This window comes from Pseudomonas sp. MEJ108 (assembly GCF_030208985.1).
GTDB lineage: Bacteria > Pseudomonadota > Gammaproteobacteria > Pseudomonadales > Pseudomonadaceae > Aquipseudomonas > Aquipseudomonas fragariae.
Genome location: NZ_JARVSW010000019.1, coordinates 31114 through 48883 on the forward strand (window position 1 = coordinate 31114; position 17770 = coordinate 48883).

General features: G+C 60.4%; 21 protein-coding genes. 11 read left to right on the forward strand and 10 right to left on the reverse strand.

Going from position 1 to position 17770, the window contains the following annotated elements; translation table 11 throughout:
- Positions 1-267 precede the first annotated feature (267 nt).
- Positions 268-966 (forward strand): orotidine-5'-phosphate decarboxylase, encoded by a 699-nt coding sequence (pyrF, locus tag QRN50_RS10060; protein ID WP_024640624.1) that lies wholly within the window; start codon positions 268-270, stop codon positions 964-966.
- Between the two features lie 75 nt (positions 967-1041).
- Here the strand turns inward: pyrF and QRN50_RS10065 are convergent, their stop codons facing one another.
- A complete protein-coding gene (locus QRN50_RS10065; RefSeq protein ID WP_024643170.1) occupies positions 1042-2049 on the reverse strand; it encodes an NADP-dependent oxidoreductase in 1008 nt (335 codons plus the stop codon).
- A 231-nt stretch (positions 2050-2280) separates the two neighbouring features.
- Here QRN50_RS10065 and QRN50_RS10070 point away from each other — a divergent pair, with 231 nt between their 5' ends.
- Positions 2281-3216 carry a S66 peptidase family protein gene (locus QRN50_RS10070; RefSeq protein WP_060405901.1) on the forward strand — a complete coding sequence of 312 codons (936 nt, stop codon included), beginning with the start codon at positions 2281-2283 and terminating at the stop codon, positions 3214-3216.
- 28 nt (positions 3217-3244) lie between these two features.
- Here QRN50_RS10070 and QRN50_RS10075 read toward each other — a convergent pair whose 3' ends face one another.
- Together QRN50_RS10075 and QRN50_RS10080 are read right to left on the reverse strand one after the other, a co-directional pair.
- Positions 3245-4438 (reverse strand): benzoate/H(+) symporter BenE family transporter, encoded by a 1194-nt coding sequence (locus QRN50_RS10075; RefSeq protein WP_060405876.1) that lies wholly within the window; start codon positions 4436-4438, stop codon positions 3245-3247.
- Between the two features lie 116 nt (positions 4439-4554).
- A complete protein-coding gene (locus QRN50_RS10080) occupies positions 4555-5025 on the reverse strand; it encodes a MarR family transcriptional regulator (RefSeq protein WP_024640620.1) in 471 nt (156 codons plus the stop codon).
- 82 nt (positions 5026-5107) lie between these two features.
- Between QRN50_RS10080 and QRN50_RS10085 the strand changes: the two genes are divergently transcribed.
- Genes QRN50_RS10085 through QRN50_RS10095 form a run of 3 tightly spaced genes read left to right on the forward strand, consistent with a single transcriptional unit; the run spans position 5108 to position 7333 of the window.
- Positions 5108-6274: an aminotransferase-like domain-containing protein gene (locus QRN50_RS10085; protein ID WP_060405875.1), complete on the forward strand. Its 1167-nt coding sequence runs from the start codon at positions 5108-5110 to the stop codon at positions 6272-6274.
- Positions 6275-6313: 39 nt separating this feature from the next.
- A complete protein-coding gene (locus tag QRN50_RS10090) occupies positions 6314-6916 on the forward strand; it encodes a glutathione S-transferase family protein (RefSeq protein WP_024651613.1) in 603 nt (200 codons plus the stop codon).
- A 30-nt stretch (positions 6917-6946) separates the two neighbouring features.
- Positions 6947-7333 (forward strand): lysozyme inhibitor LprI family protein, encoded by a 387-nt coding sequence (locus QRN50_RS10095; protein ID WP_011267277.1) that lies wholly within the window; start codon positions 6947-6949, stop codon positions 7331-7333.
- Between the two features lie 21 nt (positions 7334-7354).
- Here QRN50_RS10095 and QRN50_RS10100 read toward each other — a convergent pair whose 3' ends face one another.
- Positions 7355-7732, reverse strand: coding sequence for a glutaredoxin family protein (locus QRN50_RS10100; protein ID WP_003405811.1), 378 nt, complete (start codon positions 7730-7732; stop codon positions 7355-7357).
- A gap of 73 nt (positions 7733-7805) precedes the next feature.
- Entirely contained in the window at positions 7806-8351 is a 546-nt protein-coding gene (folE, locus tag QRN50_RS10105) for a GTP cyclohydrolase I FolE (protein ID WP_003343112.1), read from the reverse strand.
- 488 nt (positions 8352-8839) lie between these two features.
- Between folE and QRN50_RS10110 the strand changes: the two genes are divergently transcribed.
- Positions 8840-9049: a hypothetical protein gene (locus tag QRN50_RS10110; protein ID WP_003343114.1), complete on the forward strand. Its 210-nt coding sequence runs from the start codon at positions 8840-8842 to the stop codon at positions 9047-9049.
- A gap of 91 nt (positions 9050-9140) precedes the next feature.
- Positions 9141-9308, forward strand: a complete 168-nt coding sequence (locus QRN50_RS10115) for a hypothetical protein (protein WP_003405800.1) — start codon at positions 9141-9143, stop codon at positions 9306-9308.
- 458 nt (positions 9309-9766) lie between these two features.
- Here QRN50_RS10115 and QRN50_RS10120 read toward each other — a convergent pair whose 3' ends face one another.
- The 3 genes from QRN50_RS10120 to QRN50_RS10130 form a co-directional block, all read right to left on the reverse strand.
- Positions 9767-10324 (reverse strand): Smr/MutS family protein, encoded by a 558-nt coding sequence (locus QRN50_RS10120; RefSeq protein ID WP_003405798.1) that lies wholly within the window; start codon positions 10322-10324, stop codon positions 9767-9769.
- A gap of 45 nt (positions 10325-10369) precedes the next feature.
- Positions 10370-10687 carry a hypothetical protein gene (locus tag QRN50_RS10125; protein WP_003405796.1) on the reverse strand — a complete coding sequence of 106 codons (318 nt, stop codon included), beginning with the start codon at positions 10685-10687 and terminating at the stop codon, positions 10370-10372.
- Positions 10688-10835: 148 nt separating this feature from the next.
- Positions 10836-11426 carry a cysteine hydrolase family protein gene (locus QRN50_RS10130; RefSeq protein WP_096127149.1) on the reverse strand — a complete coding sequence of 197 codons (591 nt, stop codon included), beginning with the start codon at positions 11424-11426 and terminating at the stop codon, positions 10836-10838.
- Positions 11427-11687: 261 nt separating this feature from the next.
- Here QRN50_RS10130 and prmB point away from each other — a divergent pair, with 261 nt between their 5' ends.
- The gene (gene prmB / locus QRN50_RS10135) at positions 11688-12596 is read left to right on the forward strand and encodes a 50S ribosomal protein L3 N(5)-glutamine methyltransferase (protein ID WP_024651614.1); all 909 of its coding nucleotides are present in this window, start codon (positions 11688-11690) and stop codon (positions 12594-12596) included.
- Between the two features lie 89 nt (positions 12597-12685).
- On the opposite strand, the gene QRN50_RS10140 is transcribed toward prmB, so the two are convergent.
- Together QRN50_RS10140 and QRN50_RS10145 are read right to left on the reverse strand one after the other, a co-directional pair.
- Positions 12686-13489: a hypothetical protein gene (locus QRN50_RS10140; RefSeq protein WP_011267281.1), complete on the reverse strand. Its 804-nt coding sequence runs from the start codon at positions 13487-13489 to the stop codon at positions 12686-12688.
- A gap of 143 nt (positions 13490-13632) precedes the next feature.
- Entirely contained in the window at positions 13633-14664 is a 1032-nt protein-coding gene (locus QRN50_RS10145) for an alpha/beta hydrolase (protein ID WP_058822461.1), read from the reverse strand.
- 141 nt (positions 14665-14805) lie between these two features.
- On the opposite strand from QRN50_RS10145, the gene aroC reads away from it, so the two are divergent.
- From aroC to QRN50_RS10160, 3 genes are read left to right on the forward strand one after another with little or no spacing between them, the layout of a single operon-like run.
- Positions 14806-15897 carry a chorismate synthase gene (aroC, locus tag QRN50_RS10150; RefSeq protein WP_003405788.1) on the forward strand — a complete coding sequence of 364 codons (1092 nt, stop codon included), beginning with the start codon at positions 14806-14808 and terminating at the stop codon, positions 15895-15897.
- A 30-nt stretch (positions 15898-15927) separates the two neighbouring features.
- On the forward strand, positions 15928-17091 hold the full coding sequence (locus tag QRN50_RS10155; protein ID WP_096127148.1) for an MFS transporter: 1164 nt from the start codon (positions 15928-15930) through the stop codon (positions 17089-17091).
- Positions 17088-17702: a methylthioribulose 1-phosphate dehydratase gene (locus tag QRN50_RS10160; protein ID WP_003405783.1), complete on the forward strand. Its 615-nt coding sequence runs from the start codon at positions 17088-17090 to the stop codon at positions 17700-17702. The genes QRN50_RS10155 and QRN50_RS10160 overlap by 4 nt, the downstream gene beginning before the upstream one ends.
- Positions 17703-17770 lie beyond the last annotated feature (68 nt).

The following is a 17770-nucleotide window of genomic DNA, read 5'->3' on the forward strand; positions in this document are numbered from 1 at the left end:
ACGTTGAAACATCCTGTTGCAGAGGCCGTGCCAGTGCACGGATCACTGTCGTGATGCTTCAAAACGGGTCGTTTACAGAACGTCAGGGTGAATCGATTCAACTCGTTGTACAGGTTTGATCCGGTTTGGTGCGGCGATGACCGCCAGGGGTGCATGGAATTCAGAAGTCTCAGGACGCTGTTCGGGCAAATGCCGATCGATGGGTCCCGCCGGTGCGCCGGTTCGGCTACAATGCGCGCCGATTTCGACTTACCTGAGACCACGCTCATGTCCGCCTGCCAGACTCCTGTCATCGTCGCCCTGGATTTTCCGACCCGCGAAGCCGCCTTGCGCCTGGCTGATCAGCTCGATCCCGAACTGTGCAGGGTCAAGGTCGGCAAGGAACTGTTCACCAGCTGTGCATCGGACATCGTCGAGACCTTGCGGGACAAGGGTTTCGAGGTGTTTCTGGATCTCAAATTCCACGACATCCCCAACACCACGGCGATGGCGGTCAAGGCAGCGGCCGAGATGGGCGTGTGGATGGTCAATGTGCACTGCTCGGGCGGCTTGCGCATGATGGCGGCTTGTCGGGAAGTGCTTGAGCAGCGCACCGGTCCACAGCCGTTGCTGATCGGCGTGACCGTTCTGACCAGCATGGAACGTGAAGACCTGGCCGGTATCGGCCTGGACATCGACCCGCAGGTACAGGTGCTGCGCCTTGCGGCTCTGGCCGAGAAGGCCGGAATGGATGGTCTGGTCTGCTCGGCACTGGAAGCGCAGGCCCTGAAAGCCGCTCACCCGTCGTTGCAACTGGTGACGCCCGGCATCCGTCCGGCGGGCAGTGCGCAGGACGATCAGCGTCGTATCCTGACCCCTCGTCAGGCACTGGATGCAGGCTCTGACTACCTTGTCATCGGTCGCCCGATCAGTCAGGCGGCAGATCCGGCGAAGGCCCTGGCGGCGGTGGTTGCCGAGCTGGCTTGAGTAGATGGATGCGTAACATCACGGCTCTACCCACAGAGTGGCGAAGAGCTGTGACGCTGCGAAAAGCCCGCGGGTTTATTCCACTTTCAGGATCAGCTTGCCCTGATTCTCACCGCTGAACAGCATCTGGAAGGTCTCCGGGAACGTCTCGAGGCCTTCTACGATGTGCTCCTTGCTCTTGAGCTTGCCTTCCTTGATCCAGCCGGCCATGACCTGACCCGCTTCTGCATAGCGTTCCGGATGGTCCAGTACGATGAAGCCTTCCATGCGAGCGCGGTTGACCAGCAGCGACATGTAGTTGGCCGGGCCTTTGATCGCCTTGGTGCTGTTGTACTGGCTGATGGCACCACAGATCACCACACGAGCGCCGACCGCCAGCTGGCTGAGCGCCGCATCGAGGATGTCGCCACCGACGTTGTCGAAGTACACGTTCACACCATCCGGGCAGTGGCGTTTCAGACCGTCCATGACGTCTTCGGATTTGTAGTCGATGGCTGCGTCAAAGCCCAGCTCCTCGGTCAGCAGACGGCATTTTGCCGTGCCTCCCGCGATGCCGACCACACGGCAGCCCTTGAGCTTGGCAATCTGCCCGGCGATGCTGCCGACAGCGCCAGCCGCACCGGAAATCACCACGGTGTCACCGCTTTTCGGTTGGCCGACGTCCAGCAGCGCCAGATAGGCGGTCATGCCGGTCATGCCCAGTGCCGATAGATAAAGGGGCAGGGGCGCAAGGTTGGTGTCCACCTTGTAGAAGCCCTTTGGTTCACCGGCAAAGTAGTCCTGCACGCCCAGGCGTCCCTGAACATGGTCACCTACGGCGAACTTGGGGTTTTTCGATTCTATTACTTCACCCACGCCGATGGCACGCATCACTTCGCCCAGCTCTACGGCTGGAATGTAGGATTTGCCCTCATTCATCCAGCCACGCATTGCCGGGTCCAGTGACAGGTATTTGCTCCTGACCAGAATCTGCCCGTCGGCAAGTGCGCTGACCGGGACTTCCTGATAGGTGAAGTCTTCACGGCGCGCATCGCCCGAAGGGCGTTTGGCGAGCAGGAACTGGCGGTTGGAAAGATCGGTCATGGCAGGGTCTCCTGAAAAGGGTTCAAGAATGGATTCAAACGCTCATCGCGCCATTCGGGCAAGAAGCGATCACCCAGCGAATGCCGTTTGATCCATGTGGTTGATAGGAGTACGTTGCGCCACTGGCGTTCAGACGGATCTGCGGATGAAACATTCTGACGACGGATATGGCTTGAGTCGCCCACCCTCAGTGCTCTAGATTCCTTGTTCGATCAACACTTGGAAGACATCATGCCTGCTACCTCTTCGAACACTCTCCACCCCCGGGCTCTGCGACCTGGCGACGCCGTTGCGCTGGTATCTCCGGCAGGGCCTGTGGACCCCGGCAAGATCCAGGCGGCGGTGGCGGTGCTTGAGGGGTGGGGGTTGCGTCCTCGGGTCTATCCGCATGCGCTGGGCAGCTACTCGTTCTATTCCGGGACCGATGAACAGCGGCTCGCCGACCTCAACGCCGCGCTGGCCGATCCGGAAATCCGTGCGGTCATCTGCACTCGCGGTGGTTATGGCGTGCAAAGGATTGTCCAGCAGGTGGATATGGACGCGGTGCGTTGTGACCCCAAGCTGGTGACTGGCTTTTCTGACATCACCGCGTTGCACGGTGCGCTGTGGAACCACGCGCGCCTGGCGACCATCCATGGACCGGTCGCTTCGCAGCTGGAACGTGGTGGCCTGTTCGTCAGCGGTATGCGCCATGTGCTGATGAGCACCGAGCCGGTCTTGCTCAAGGCTGATCCGGCCTCGCCAACCGCCAGGGTAAGAACCGCTGGCAGCGCACAGGGCCTGCTGCTGGGTGGCAACCTGAGTATCCTCGACACCTCTGTGGGTACGCCGTTCATGCCTGACCTGAGCGGCGCAATCCTGCTCATCGAAGAGGTCAACGAACCCGCCTACCGGGTTGACCGCATGCTCACCCACCTGGGCAACTGCGGGATTCTTGCGTCTCTGGCCGGCATTGCCGTCGGCGAATTTACGCCTGCCGCGAACACTGGCCGCACCATCAGCCCCGCCGATGTGCTGATGGAGCGGCTGGGCAGTCTTGGCATTCCGGTGCTCGGCGGTGTGCCGGTAGGGCATGGAAATCCCAATCAGGCCGTGCCACTGGGCACTCAGGCGATACTCGATGCCGACGCCGGAACTCTGCTGGTAGCCCCCGCCGCGCGTAGCTGATGTCTCTGTCGTGCTGCTGGCGGCTGGCCTAATCGGTCTTGCGTGTGTTCAGGATCAGCAAGGTCAGCAAGCCTGCGACGATGCCCCAGAATGCCGAGCCTATGGAGAACAGCGTCAGTCCCGAAGCGGTCACCATGAAGGTGATCAAGGCGGGTTCGCGCTCCCTCGGTTCGGCCATCGCAACAGTCAGGCCATTGATGATCGATCCGAGCAGCGCCAGTGCGGCAATCGAGAGCATCAGTTCCTTGGGGAACGCACTGAACAGACCCGCCAGGGTTGCACCGAAAATGCCGGCTATCGCATAGAAAATCCCGCACCAGATCGCCGCTGTATAACGTTTTGACTTGTCCTCATGGGCATGAGGGCTGGTACAGATGGCGGCACTGATCGCCGCCAGATTGATCCCGTGGCAGCCAAATGGCGCTGTGAGCAATGAGGCGAAGCCGGTCACCGATATCAGCGGCGAGGTAGGCGGGTAGTAGCCGTCGGCTCGCAACACGGCCACACCGGGCATGTTCTGCGAGGTCATGGCCACCACGAACAGCGGGATGCCGATGCTGACCGTCGCCGCCCATGAAAACTCGGGCGTGGTCCAGACCGGTATGGCGACTTCCAGCGCCAGGCCATCAAAGTTCAGCAAGCCCAGCAGGCCGGAGATGCCGATGCCGACCAGTAGCGCGAGCAGCACCGAATAGCGTGGCGACAGGCGCTTGACCAGCAGGTACGTGAAAAACATGCCCAGCACCAGGCTGGTGTGGTGCTGTGCGGCAATAAAGATCTCGCTGCCGATCCGGAACAGAATCCCTGCCAGCAAGGCCGCGGCCAGCGAGGCTGGGAGGCGTCGCACGATGCGCTCGAAACTCCCGGTCACTCCGCACAGAATCACCAGCAGCGCACTGGTCATGAATGCGCCAATGGCCTGTGGGTAGCTGACACCGCCCAGGCTGGTGATCAGCAGGGCGGCGCCGGGTGTCGACCACGCCACGGTAATCGGCATGCGGTAGCGCAGCGAGAGGCCGATGCTGCACACCGCCATGCCCATGAACAGCGCCCACAGCCAGGATGAAATCTGCACGCTGCTCAGCCCTGCCGCCTGGCCCGCCTGGAACATCAGCACCAGCGAACTGGTGCAGCCGGTCATCATGGCGATGAAACCGGCAACAACCGCCGACGGCGATGAGTCTGTCAGCGGGCGCAATGGCACCTTGAGGGATTGGTTCATGCTGGGCGTTCCTTGAAGCGGGCAGGTAGCAAAGGGCGCCAAGCCTAAACGCATGGCTGCCCGGCCTTGCAATACAGCGACACGAGTAAACGCCAGCACAGTTGCAGCCGTGGCGTTTACTCGGCGTCAGCCCCGGCCGGGCAAGCGCCGGACTGCAGGGTCTGCCCCAGCGCCCGATTGACCATCAGCCAGCCGTCCACGGCATCCTGACCCGCTTCGGCGAACACCCGCTGCAGCAGTTTGACCTGTTCGCGACGCAAGCCCTGTTCAAAAAGGGCGCCTTCATCGGTAAGGCCCAGCAGTCGTTTGCGCTTGTCATTTTCGGGGACCGCGCTGTGCACCAGGTTCATGGCGATCAGCTGGCGCAGCGGAGCATTGAGGGCCTGTTTGCTGACGCCCAATACGGTGAGCAGCTCCTTGACGCTCAGGCCGGGGTAACGGGCGATGAAAAATACGATGCGCTGGTGCACGCGACTGAAGCCGCGTCTGGCCAGCATTTCATCAGCCTTGGCAGTGAATGCCTGATAGCCGAAGAAGAAGGCTTCCATGGCCATTTGTTGATTGGCAGGTTTTTTAAGGTCAAGCATGTTGACGTATCCGGGTTGATCGTCGTAATTTGAGTCAATCAGTTTGACGTATTTCCAATTGTCTCGGCTACAGGTAACTGCCATGGCTTTCTCCGAACGCGTTTCCCGTCTGAAAAGCTCTCTGATTCGCGAGATCCTCGCCGCCGCTCAGCGTCCGGAAGTGATGTCGTTCGCCGGTGGTCTGCCCGCCGGGTCGATGCTGCCCAAAGTGGAGTGGGCCGACATGCCTGTTGCGCTGGGTCAGTACGGCATGAGCGAGGGCGAACCTGCGCTGCGCGAAGCGCTGGCCGCCGATGCTCGCGCCCTGGGTATCGACTGCGATGCCCGTCAAGTCATGGTGGTCAGCGGTTCTCAGCAGACACTGGACCTGGCGGCCAAGCTGTACATCGACAAAGGCACCGAAATTCTCCTCGAGGCGCCCACCTATCTGGCGGCGCTGCAGATATTCCAGCTGTTCGGTGCCGACTGCATCACCGTGCCGCTGCAGGCCGAAGGCCCGGATTTGCTGGCCATGCGTCAGCGTCTGGAACAGCACAAGCCAGCCTTCGCCTACCTCATCCCGACGTTCCAGAACCCCTCGGCGGTGCGCTACAGCCAGGCCAGTCGCGATGCCGTTGCGGCCTTGCTCGACGAGTTCGGTGTCACGTTGATCGAGGACGAGCCCTATCGTGAGTTGAGCTTTGACGGCGGCAGTGCCAGGCCGATCGTCAGCGGTCTGAAGACGGCCAGCTGGATTTACACCGGCACGGTTTCCAAGACGCTGCTGCCGGGCCTGCGAGTGGGCTATCTGATCGCCAGCCCCGATCTGTTTCCGCACTTGCTGCGCCTGAAGCAGTCGGCCGATCTGCATACCAATCGCCTCGGCCAGTGGCAGGCCTTGCAGTGGATTGGTACTGAGCACTATCGTGAGCATCTGGTGACGCTGTGCGAGTTTTACCGGGGCCGTCGTGATGCGTTCGAAAGTGCCTTGCAAACGCATTTTTCCGACCTGGCCACCTGGAACAGCCCGCAAGGCGGACTGTTCTTCTGGTTGACGCTGAAGCAGCCGCTGGACACGCGCACCTTGCTGGATACAGCGCTGGCGCACGATGTGGCGTTCATGCCGGGCGAACCTTTCTTTGCCGATCCGGACGCCAATCACGGTCACTTGCGGCTCAATTTCAGCCATATCGACCCTGCACGGCTCGATGAGGGTATAAAACGACTGGCGTCGGTGGTCCGCGCAGCACACCTTCTGCAAGCCGCCTGATTCAAGACGTCAACATAGACGCAGCAAGGGAGCAGTCTGATGTACAAGGTTTATGGCGATTACAACTCGGGCAACTGCTACAAGGTCAAGCTGATGCTTAACCTGCTGGGCAGCGAGTACGAGTGGGTGCCGGTGGATATTCTCAACGGCGAAACCCAGACCTCGGCGTTTCTGGAAAAGAACCCCAACGGCAAGATTCCGGTGCTGGAGCTGGAAGATGGCACTTGCCTGTGGGAGTCCAATGCGATTCTCAACTTTCTGGCTGACGGCTCTTCGTACCTGCCGAGCGAACCCAGGCTGCGTACCCAGGTGCTGCAGTGGCAGTTCTTCGAACAATACAGCCATGAGCCGTCGGTTGCGGTGGCCCGTTTCATCCAGTTCTATCTGGGCTTGCCGGCCGAACGCATGACCGAGTATCGCGCCATGCAGAAGGCCGGCTATCGCGCACTGGCGGTGATGGAGCAGCAGCTCGACCGTACGCCGTTTCTGGTCGGCGAGAATTTTTCCATCGCCGACATTGCCTTGTATGCCTACACCCACGTCGCGCATCAGGGCGGTTTCGATCTGGCACCCTACACCGGGATCCGCCGTTGGCTGGATCGGGTCAAGGCACAGCCGGGTTATATCGGTATGCTGGACTGACACATCCGTCATTTGAACAAAGGGAAATGTATGCGCGTTCCAATCGTACTGCTGGGTGCTTTCATTGCGCTGGGTATCGGCTGCTCGGCCCAGGCCGAGGACTGCGACGCCAATCAGGCCAGCATGAACCGCTGCGCTGCCAATGAGCAGGCAGCGCTCGATGCCGATCTCAACAAGCAGTACAACGCGCAGATGGCGTGGTTGAAGACCCCGGCGAAAAAGCAGGCACTCAAGGATGCGCAACGAAAGTGGATAGCCCTGCGTGACGCCGATTGCCTGTATCAGACGGGCAAGCCCGAGGATTCAGGCTCTATCTGGCCCTTGCTGCAGTCGCAATGCCTGGCCGAGCAGACCCGCGTACGACTGAAGCAGCTGCAAGCCTATGTGGCCTGTCGCGCGGAAGGTTGCCCGCGCTGAGAGGCGCCGGGCAAACGGCGGTCAGATCGCGCCGAAGCGCTGGTTCAGGTAGTCGATGATCACCTTGGATTCATACATCCATACGGTTTTGTCACCTTCCTCGATGCGCAGGCAAGGCACCTTGATCCTGCCGCCCTCGTTGAGCAGGGTCTGGCGATCAAGCTCGTTGTTTTTCGCATCGCGCAACGCGACCGGAACATTAAGGCGGCGCAGGGCGCGACGCGTCTTCACACAGAACGGGCAGGCATGGAACTGATACAGCGTCAGGTTCTGAGCCGCTTCAGCGACAGCCGCCTGGGCCTGCGGATCACGTTTCTTCCTGCTCGGGCGAGTCAGGAAATCGATGCCGATGACGAGTTGGCCGAGGCCGACTCTTAACGCTTTCATGAACAAGGTCATACCTCTTGCGGGCGGTGGCGTGCCCAGCCGTGCGTTCAGCGTGCCTCACGGCAGGTGAACGCAGGCTGAACGATCACTTGATCAGGCTGAGAAACTCACTGCGGGTGGCCGCGTTTTCACGGAATTCGCCCAGCATCACCGAGGTGATCATGGCCGAGTTCTGCTTCTCGACGCCACGCATCATCATGCACATGTGCTTGGCTTCGATCACCACCGCAACGCCCAGCGCGCCGGTGACCTGCTGGATGGCTTCGGCGATCTGGCGGCTGAGGTTTTCCTGGATCTGCAGACGGCGGGCATACATGTCGACGATACGCGCCACTTTCGACAAGCCAAGCACCTTGCCCTGCGGGATGTAGGCCACATGTGCCTTGCCAATGAACGGCAGCAGATGGTGCTCGCACAGCGAGTACAGCTCGATGTCCTTGACCATCACCATTTCACTGGCATCGGAGCTGAACAGCGCGCCGTTGGTCACTTCTTCCAGGGTCTGCGTGTAACCGCGACACAGATACTGCATGGCCTTGGCGGCGCGCTTGGGGGTGTCCAGCAGACCTTCGCGCGAGACGTCCTCGCCCAGTTGCCCGAGGATGGCGGTGTAATTCTGTTCCAGTGTCACAGAGGGTGATTCCGTATAGGTTTCAGAGCGGTACGTTTGGGTCTGTACCGATTTTTTACCAATCGAGCTGGTGTCCCGTTTGCCGATCCCGCTCCAGTGGAGTTGGGCGATTGCGCATACGTAACCTGCGGATCTCGTCGATTGGCGATGAAAGCGAGGTTTATCCCGGCGATTGGGCACATGTTAGCGTAGGTGTGCTCGCAGTTGTACTGCCGTGGCCTCGTAATGCTTTCGCAATCAGCGCCGGTTTTTAGACTTTGCCCTGCATTGCGCTATAGCCAGGTGCTTTTCAGAGCCGCAGAAAAGCGAATGCAGGGAGCATGTGTTTTGGCTTGGGCTCTCCGACATGCGTTTCTGTTGCCTTGATTGGAGTGCTGGAATGACATATGTCGTAGCTTTTTCAAGCGTTTGCAAAGCAGATCTGAAGCGTATCCTTGCTTCATGAAGGCGGCTTGTGAGATTAAGGTCAGACTCTGATAGGAGGTTGGATGCCGAGTCAAAAGGACGAGCTGGAACTTGAGAAACTCCAGGCTGAGGTTCACAAGTTTGTGGCTGAGGCACGAAAAATGATCGCAGAGACCAATAAGCTCCAGCGCGAAACGAGCTTTTATCCATTCGTGGCGGCTGGTGGGTTGATCACCGTAATAGTTACTGCTGCCGCTTTCATTCACAAGCTCCAGGCAGCCAGTATCCAGTAGCGGACAGCGACTTGCAGCGCTTGAGATTCAGGCTGGACCAAGCGAAAGTGTGTACGCAACGCATGAATCGGCATTTCGAGAGAAGATGAGTATGAGTCACGATCAAGTCATAAAGCGGATGCGCGAAGACCTCGAGCAGTTGGGCAACGAGGTCCGCAACATGCCTGCCCATGAACCACGAAACGTTCTGGTGTCTGCTGCATCCGGTGCAGTATTTGCTCTGGTTTTTTCATGGCTTGCATTCAAGGTCTGGTTCTGAAGGCCTGCGATAGCTATGTCAGGGCAGTTAGTCGCCTGAGTCAGGTCCAAAGTCGTATGGCTTTTTTGTGTCTGGCTGGCTGTTGTTTTGTTTGCCCTGAAAAATCCGCTTTTACAGCTTTTGTATCCTCTCGCTTACACGTTGGCGACCAGATCGCTACCCACTTCCGAGGTCCATTGCGGTCTGAGTAGGCAGGTCATCAATCCATTGCCTGTCTAGAGAGTAAACCCGGATGTTGAGTCGAGTAGCAAAAATAGCGTTGTTCGCGATTGTACTGTCGTCGGTTTCCGGTTGCTGGCCGTTCTGGCCTGGTCCGGGCGGACATGGCGGCGGTGGCGGGCATCATGAGGGCGGTGGTCCTGGTCCTGGCGGTCCTGGCCCGGGTCGCTGAGTCACCAGCGGGGCGGCAACATGCAGCCCGACGACGAGTCTGACTGACTGGAAGGGCGCGGCGGGTTCTACTCGTCGCGCCCTTCCATCATGGTGCGCCTGAGGATCACGTACACCGCACCTGCACCGCCATGTTTGGCCAGGCAGGAGCAAAAGCCCAGTACCTGCGAATGCTGACGCAGCCAGGTGTTGACGTGGCTCTTGATCATCGGCCGCTTGCCGTCCAGGCGTACCGCCTTGCCATGGGTGACGCGTACGCAGCGTATTTCCAGACGGGTTGCTTCAGCCAGAAATTCCCACAGCGTCTCGCGCGCCACTTCCACGCTCATGCCATGCAGGTCCAGGCTGCCCTCGAAGCTGATCTGCCCGAGTTTGAGCTTGCGCATCTGACCTTCCTGCACACCGTCACGCGACCAGCTCAGAACATCTTCAGGACCGACGTCGATCACGAATTGATCCGACAAGCCGTCGACGGTCACCGAGTCGGTGCGCAAGGTCGCCGACTGGCGCAGGCGGGCCAGCATTTTTCGATCGGTCTTGGGTTTGCCGACATCGGCGTGTTCATGCTTGAGCGGCTTGACGCCACGTGTCTCGCTTCTGAACAGGGAAAAATCGTCGTCTTGCATGGGGCCTCCGCGAAGGAGGCCATTCTAACCGGTCCGGCGAGAGGGTCAGTTGTGTTTTTTCATCAGATGCGAAGAGATACTCAAGCCGCCAGCACTGCGCTGACGACGGCAGCGGCGCCATAGCCAGACACCCATGTACAGCACCAGCAATCCGCCGATGGCGACAAACGCCGCGCCGCCGGGACTGGCGTTGAGTTCACCGAGCATCTGCGGATGAACCGTGAGGCTGGATGCACCGGCAATCGTCAGCAACAGGCCCGCGACCACAAGGAGCAGTGCGATCAGCGTGCCGATGCGTTTGCCCCAGTTGCCCTGACCCCTGGGGCGCAGGCGACGTGCATCGAAACCATCTGACGTTTTCATGCCTTTTCCTCAACAGGTATCAGCTCAATGGAGTATCGGCGCTCTGACCCGGGGAAGGAGGGGTGGTTCCCGCCTCCGGGACGATCCATGACGGCACAGGATGGGCGGTTATGTGAACGCTGTCACACGCTTCCTCGCCTGTGTCGCGTCAGACAAGATCTTTGGTCAGTGCCAGGGTGGCGAAGTTGTCGGCCATGATTGCCATCTCGGTTCGGTGCACGACCTCTGCTCTGACCACGCCGTGCGGGCTCGGCAGGTCGCGGGTTGCGCAGGCATCGTCGACCAGGGTGCAGCGATAACCGTAGTCCTTGGTGGCGCGAACCGTGGTGCTGATACTCGAATGACTCATGAAGCCACAAACGATCAGGTCCAGGTGCCCCAGACTCTGCAGCAGTTCATGCAGCCCGGTGCCATTGAAGGCATTGGGCAGGCGCTTCTCGACCAGATGTTCATCGCCCTGCGGCAACAGCTCCGGCACCAGTTCACCGCGCTCGCCATGGGGGTCGAACGGGCCGCCCACAGTGCCCAGATGGCGGATGTGAACGATCGGGCACTTGACCGCACGTGCCTTCTCGACCAGCCGGCCGATGTTGGCCATGGCTTCTCTGACGCCGGTCAGGGCCAGCGGGCCGCGGAGGTATTCTTTTTGCGCGTCGATGATGATCAGCGTCGCGTTACTCAGATGGGCGGGCGCATGCACCCTGCCACTGAGTTGAAACATGGTCTTTAAATCGGACATTCACGGGCTCCTTGGTGTGGGGCTTTTGCGACATTGTCCTCTGGCTGAAGCGTTCTGGGAATGGCAACCATCGCAGGCCACGGTTTTTATGGCCTGCAGGGCAGTTGCAGGAGGGGGTGGCTGGCGGTTTGCCTTGATGGCGGTAGACGAATCATGGAAACTTCCCCGCCTATCGGGTACGAAGAATGCACGTTGTTCGTAACCAGACTGTTCACCGAGGCTCGTCTTACAGCAGTTCGTTGCCTTTCAAGGAGTTTGTCCATGATCACTTCCCGTCTGCGTACCGTGCGCGACCATATACGCTGGGCCGTCAGCCGCTTTCACGAGGAAGACGTATTTTTCGGTCATGGCACCGACAATGCCTGGGATGAAGCACGGCAACTGGTGCTGGGCGCACTGCACCTGCCTTGGGAAATTGCCGACAGCTACCTGGATTGCCGTATGGAAGTCGATGAAATATCCGAACTGCAACGCTTGATCAAGCGTCGCATCGATGAGCGTGTGCCAACTCCTTATCTGCTGGGCGAGGCCTGGTTCTGTGGCATGTCGTTCATTGTCGATGACCGCGTCTTGATCCCGCGTTCGCCCATCGCCGAGCTGATCGAAGAGCGTTTCGCCCCCTGGCTGGCCGACGAGCCGGCGCGGATTCTCGACCTGTGCACAGGCTCCGGTTGCATCGGTATCGCCTGCGCCGAGGTGTTTCCCGAAGCCGAGGTGGCCCTGGCCGACCTGTCCTACGACGCACTGGAAGTGGCCAATCAGAACATCGAACGTCACGGCATGGAGGATCGCGTCTACACCGTTCAGGGCGACGGATTCGACGGCCTGCCGGGTCAGCGCTTCGACCTGATCGTGTCCAACCCGCCCTATGTGGACGCCGAAGACTTTGCCGATATGCCCGACGAGTATCAGCATGAGCCGGAGCTGGCGCTGGCCTGTGGCAGCGACGGTCTGAACCTGGTCCGCCGCATGCTCGCCCAGGCCGCCGATCATCTGAACGAGAAGGGCCTGTTGATCGTCGAGGTCGGCAATAGCCAGGTGCACGTGCAGGCGCTGTACCCGGAGGTCGATTTCGCCTGGCTGGACTTCCAGCGCGGCGGGCATGGTGTGTTCATGCTCACGGCAGAACAGTGCCGCGACCATCAGGCACTGTTCCAGTCGAAGGTTTGAGCTCAACAGCCGCGATAAGCGGCTGAGGCTGAGACAAAAGGGAGGCTGATATCAGCCTCCCTTTTTTATCGGCTTTATCGGCGCGTCTCTTATCGGTGCGTTGCGATCCAGATCAGCAGCCCGGCCTGGAATACCGCGAAGGTCACCAGGCAGGCAATCGTGAAGCGCAGGCCGCTGTCTTCACGCTTGTATTTGCTGACCCGGTCTTCATGCTGGCGAATCGTCACTTCCTGCTCGATCAGATTTTTCTCGGCCTTTTCCAGCATCTGCGAGGCTTCGAGAATCTCGATGATCTGCACCTTGTCGTTGTTCCAGGTGCTGTGCAGGTTGCCAACGTGTACATCCTTGATCGCGCCTTTCATGTGCTGGGCATCGGCATACGTCACTTCAAAGCCCAGCGTGCGCAGAAAGTGATCGCGACGCAGACGTGTGTCTTCGTTCAGACCGTCCTTGCTGGCCAGCGCCACGCCTTCAATCTTGTAGGAAGACCATCTTTTCTGCGCCCAATGCACCGCATGAGCAATCATGAAGCGTCCGATACCGCGGTTCCATGGCTCGATCTGCAAGCCTGACTCGGGACCGAAGCGCACCATGCGTTTTTCGTGGTCGGCCCAGATATCCAGATGGTTCTGTTCCTTGCGCACCCGCTGACCTGGCAATTGCACAGTGATGCGCAGCAGGCTCAACGCCTTGCTGTGCCGCTCGGCACGGCCAAACTGTACGAAGCGCAGGGGGCGGCCGCCTGTGGCTCGGTCGGTGGGCAGTGGCGACAGACGCAGCATCTGAAAGCTTTCGGGCAGAACGTCTTCCCACGGCTGCGGGGGCACCGGCACTGCGACTTCTGCGCTGGCCGGTTCTGCGGGGGGTTCAGTCATGGTAGTTGCGTCTGTCATAAGGGTGTCCTTTCCTGGGCCTTGCCCCGGAGCACGTTCGCCGGGGCATAAAGGTGCCGAAACACTAAGGTGCCGGAACACAGGGCCAGCAAATCGCTATCGGCCAGATTCGCTAGGACTGAAGGGCTTTTGACTAACGCGCGTCAGATCTTTTTCCCGGGTGTGGCATCCGGGTGAGGCAGCGCCTTGATGAAGCTCAGGATCCGCTCGGTCACTTCACTGGCCAGCGGCTGGGTCGGATTGCGGTAGGAGAGCAGTTGTTGCTGCAAATCGTCCGGGACGATGCGCAGCACATGATTCATGCCGTCGATCAGGGACAGCTGTGCATCCGGCTTGGCCTTCTGCAACAGCAGCGCATCACCCACACCGACCTGAATGTCGTTGCGACCCTGAACGATCAGCGCCGGAATGTGCAAGGCACCGAAAGCCGCCGCCGGGTCCTGGCGGAACAGCGAGATCAGGTACGGCTGGACACTGGGGCGGAACACCACTTCCAGCTCGGCGGGCACGTTGTCATCGGTCTTGCCGGCCTTGAGTTCGTCGAGCAACTGATCGCTGCGCTGCAGCAGGTCCGGTGGCAGGCGCTCCTGAAACTGTTCGCGCAGCACCTGATCCACCGGTCGCCCGGTGCCGGCCACGGAAATCAGCGCCGCTGCACCTACCTTTTCAGCCGCCAGCGTCGCCACCAGCGCACCTTCGCTGTGGCCCAACAGAATCAACTGGCCCAGGCGCGGGTTGGCTTTCAGCGCTCTGGCCCAGAGCTGCACATCGGCCACGTAGCGCTCGACGCTCAGGTTGCGTTCATCCGGCGTGACCGCCTTGCTGGCCGCGACGCCGCGTTTGTCGTAGCGCACGCTGGCGATATTGTTGCTGGCCAGGATCACCGCCAGGCGTTTCATGCTGTCGTTGCGTCCACCCTCCGGGTTGTTGCCGTCGCGGTCGGTGGGGCCGGAACCGGCGACGATCAGCACCACCGGCACCGGTTTGTCGGAACGCGGCATGAGCAGCGTGCCGTACAGCTTGCCGTTCTCGGTATCCACGCTTATCGGCCGCTGCACCGTACCGGGCGCCGCAGCGCTGGCGGTTGCGGCGGCCAGGCTCAGGATCAGGGTTATCGGCAGGGCCAGCAGACGCAGCGCGTTGGGAACTCGAAGCAGGGAAATACCGGATAACATCGCAAGGCCATCATTGGGGGAGTCACGCTTGGACGCACGCGGTGACAGAAGGTTCGAGGATGAACTGAACCGCGAGCCTGCGTATACTGGCGCGCTTGGTTTAACGATCTGGTTTTTTGGCTGATTTTTCGGAGCGCCCGCATGTCCGGCAACACTTTCGGCAAGCTGTTCACTGTCACCACCGCCGGCGAAAGCCACGGCCCGGCGCTGGTCGCTATCGTCGACGGCTGCCCGCCGGGGCTGGAGCTGGACCTGCAAGACCTGCAGCGCGACCTGGACCGGCGCAAGCCGGGCACCAGCCGCCATACCACGCAGCGTCAGGAAGCCGATGAGGTCGAGATACTCTCGGGTGTCTTCGAGGGCAAGACCACCGGCGCGTCCATAGGCCTGCTGATCCGCAACACCGATCAGAAATCCAAGGACTATTCGGCGATCAAGGACCTGTTCCGCCCGGCCCACGCCGATTACACCTATCACCACAAGTACGGCATCCGCGACTACCGCGGTGGCGGACGCAGTTCGGCAAGGGAAACCGCCATGCGTGTGGCTGCGGGGGCCATCGCCAAGAAGTATCTGGCAAGCCAGGGCATCGTCATTCGCGGCTACATGAGCCAGCTTGGCCCGATCCAGATCCCGTTCAAGACCTGGGATTCGGTAGAAGACAACGCGTTTTTCTGCCCCGACCCTGACAAGGTGCCGGAACTGGAAGCCTACATGGACCAGCTGCGACGTGATCAGGACTCGGTCGGTGCGAAAATCACCGTGGTCGCAGACGGGGTAATGCCGGGTCTCGGCGAGCCGATCTTCGATCGTCTGGACGCTGAGCTCGCGCACGCGCTGATGAGCATCAACGCGGTCAAGGGTGTGGAAATCGGTGCCGGTTTCGACTGTGTTGCCCAGCGCGGCACCGAGCACCGCGACGAGATGACGCCACAGGGTTTCCTGTCCAATCACGCGGGCGGCATTCTCGGCGGCATTTCCTCCGGCCAGCCGATCATCGCGCATCTGGCGCTCAAGCCGACCTCCAGCATCACCACGCCAGGGCGTTCGATCGATGTCGATGGCAACGCCGCCGATGTCATCACCAAAGGTCGGCATGACCCGTGTGTCGGCATCCGTGCCACACCGATTGCCGAGGCAATGATGGCCATCGTTCTGCTCGATCACCTGCTGCGCCATCGCGGTCAGAACGCCGACGTCAGCGTCAACACACCTGTGCTGGGGCAGGTGTAATGCACGCCGTCACGGTTGCGGATTGCTAGCGTGGCGCAACCTGGCGGCGGACAGCTGCCTTACTGGCGGCTGTCCGGGTTCTACGTATGCTATTTCGCCTTGCTGGGCCTGTCGGCGCCGTTCATGGCCCTTTACCTGCATCATCTGGGTTTTTCCAGCGCACGGATCGGCGAGCTGGTCGCCATTCCCATGCTGATGCGCTGCGTCGCGCCCAATCTCTGGGGGTGGCTGGGTGATCACACCGGTTGGCGTCTGACCATTGTGCGGTCTGGCGCCATCTGCACGTTGCTGGCGTTTTCGCTGATTCTGGTCGAAAAAAGCTATGCCTGGCTGGCGATGGTCATGGCGCTCTATGCGTTCTTCTGGCACGCCATCCTGCCGCAGTTCGAAGTCATCACCCTCGCGCACCTGCAAGGCCAGGCCTCGCGTTACAGCCAGGTTCGGCTGTGGGGTTCGATCGGTTTCATTCTGGCCGTCGTGGTGCTGGGGCGGGTGTTTGAATGGTTCAGCCTGGACCTGTTCCCCTACATCGCGCTGACGATCATGTCCGGTATCGTTATCAGCAGCTGGTGGGTGCCGAATGCGCAACCCTCACCGTCGAGCCGCGAAACCGGGTCGGGCGGCTTTCTCAGGCAACTGGCGCGCCCCGGTGTATGGGCGTTCTACCTCAGTGTTGCGCTGATGGTGCTCAGCCATGGGCCGTATTACACCTTTTTGACCCTGCACCTCGAAGCGCTCGGTTACAGCCGCGGCCTGATCGGCCTGCTATGGGCGGTCGGCGTGGTGGCTGAAGTGCTGATGTTCATGGTCATGAGCCGGATTCTGCAGCGCTTCACCGTGCGCCAGGTACTGTTCGCCAGTTTTCTGCTGGCCGCACTGCGCTGGCTGCTGCTGGGGCTGTTTGCCGATCACCTCACCGCGCTGCTGATTGCCCAGGTGATGCACGCCGTCACGTTCGGCAGCTTTCACGCCGCTGCCATTCATTTCGTGCAAAGTAGCTTCGGTCCGCGTCAGCAAGGTCAGGGGCAAGCGCTTTATGCTGCCTTGTCCGGGGTCGGCGGGGCGTTGGGCGCTCTGTATTCCGGTTACAGCTGGAACGCGCTGGGGCCGACCTGGACCTTTGCCATCGCCAGCCTTGCAGCCTTTGCCGCTGCCGTCATGATTGTCACACCCAAGAAAGAGGAAGGTGTATGAGCCGCGAACAATTGAGCCTGGAAATCATTGAGGCCGGGCGTTTTCTGTACGGCCGTGGCTGGTCGCCTGCCACCAGCAGCAATTATTCTGCGCGCCTTTCTGCCAGTGAGGCGTTGTTGACCGTATCCGGCAAGCACAAGGGCCAGTTGGGCCCTGACGATGTGCTGGCCACCGATCTGGCTGGCAACAGCCTGGAGCCCGGTAAAAAGCCGTCTGCCGAAACCTTGCTGCATACCCAGTTGTACAGCTGCAGGCCGCAAGTCGGCGCGGTGCTGCACACCCATTCGGTGAACGCGACCGTGTTGTCGAGGCTGACCACGGCCGATCATCTGGTGTTCGAGGATTACGAACTGCAGAAGGCCTTTAGCGGCGTGGTCACTCACGAGTCGCAGGTCGTGGTACCGATTTTCGACAACGATCAGGACATTGCCCGTCTCGCGGCAAAGGTGCAGCCTTGGCTGGACACCCATCCCGAGTGCGCCGGCTACCTGATCCGCGGTCATGGCCTCTACACCTGGGGGGCTAAAATGAGCGACGCCTTGCGCCAGATCGAAGCGTTCGAGTTCCTGTTCGAGTGCGAACTGAAAATGCGCGCGGTAATGAACCGCTGACAACGTCTTGCCAAACCAGTCTGTAAGCCTGACCGGCCTGTAAAAGCCGGAAGGCGTTGCACCAAACC

Coding starts and splice junctions, on each gene's coding strand:
- QRN50_RS10085 (WP_060405875.1), top strand. CDS start 5,108: ATGGCTTTCTCCGAACGCGTTTCCCGTCTGAAAAGCTCTCTGATTCGC.
- QRN50_RS10115 (WP_003405800.1), top strand. CDS start 9,141: ATGAGTCACGATCAAGTCATAAAGCGGATGCGCGAAGACCTCGAGCAG.
- prmB (WP_024651614.1), top strand. CDS start 11,688: ATGATCACTTCCCGTCTGCGTACCGTGCGCGACCATATACGCTGGGCC.
- QRN50_RS10080 (WP_024640620.1), bottom strand. CDS start 5,025: ATGCTTGACCTTAAAAAACCTGCCAATCAACAAATGGCCATGGAAGCC.
- QRN50_RS10130 (WP_096127149.1), bottom strand. CDS start 11,426: ATGTCCGATTTAAAGACCATGTTTCAACTCAGTGGCAGGGTGCATGCG.
- QRN50_RS10095 (WP_011267277.1), top strand. CDS start 6,947: ATGCGCGTTCCAATCGTACTGCTGGGTGCTTTCATTGCGCTGGGTATC.
- QRN50_RS10070 (WP_060405901.1), top strand. CDS start 2,281: ATGCCTGCTACCTCTTCGAACACTCTCCACCCCCGGGCTCTGCGACCT.
- QRN50_RS10125 (WP_003405796.1), bottom strand. CDS start 10,687: ATGAAAACGTCAGATGGTTTCGATGCACGTCGCCTGCGCCCCAGGGGT.
- QRN50_RS10100 (WP_003405811.1), bottom strand. CDS start 7,732: ATGACCTTGTTCATGAAAGCGTTAAGAGTCGGCCTCGGCCAACTCGTC.
- QRN50_RS10110 (WP_003343114.1), top strand. CDS start 8,840: ATGCCGAGTCAAAAGGACGAGCTGGAACTTGAGAAACTCCAGGCTGAG.
- pyrF (WP_024640624.1), top strand. CDS start 268: ATGTCCGCCTGCCAGACTCCTGTCATCGTCGCCCTGGATTTTCCGACC.
- QRN50_RS10120 (WP_003405798.1), bottom strand. CDS start 10,324: ATGCAAGACGACGATTTTTCCCTGTTCAGAAGCGAGACACGTGGCGTC.
- aroC (WP_003405788.1), top strand. CDS start 14,806: ATGTCCGGCAACACTTTCGGCAAGCTGTTCACTGTCACCACCGCCGGC.
- QRN50_RS10065 (WP_024643170.1), bottom strand. CDS start 2,049: ATGACCGATCTTTCCAACCGCCAGTTCCTGCTCGCCAAACGCCCTTCG.
- QRN50_RS10075 (WP_060405876.1), bottom strand. CDS start 4,438: ATGAACCAATCCCTCAAGGTGCCATTGCGCCCGCTGACAGACTCATCG.
- QRN50_RS10160 (WP_003405783.1), top strand. CDS start 17,088: ATGAGCCGCGAACAATTGAGCCTGGAAATCATTGAGGCCGGGCGTTTT.
- QRN50_RS10090 (WP_024651613.1), top strand. CDS start 6,314: ATGTACAAGGTTTATGGCGATTACAACTCGGGCAACTGCTACAAGGTC.
- QRN50_RS10145 (WP_058822461.1), bottom strand. CDS start 14,664: ATGTTATCCGGTATTTCCCTGCTTCGAGTTCCCAACGCGCTGCGTCTG.
- QRN50_RS10140 (WP_011267281.1), bottom strand. CDS start 13,489: ATGACAGACGCAACTACCATGACTGAACCCCCCGCAGAACCGGCCAGC.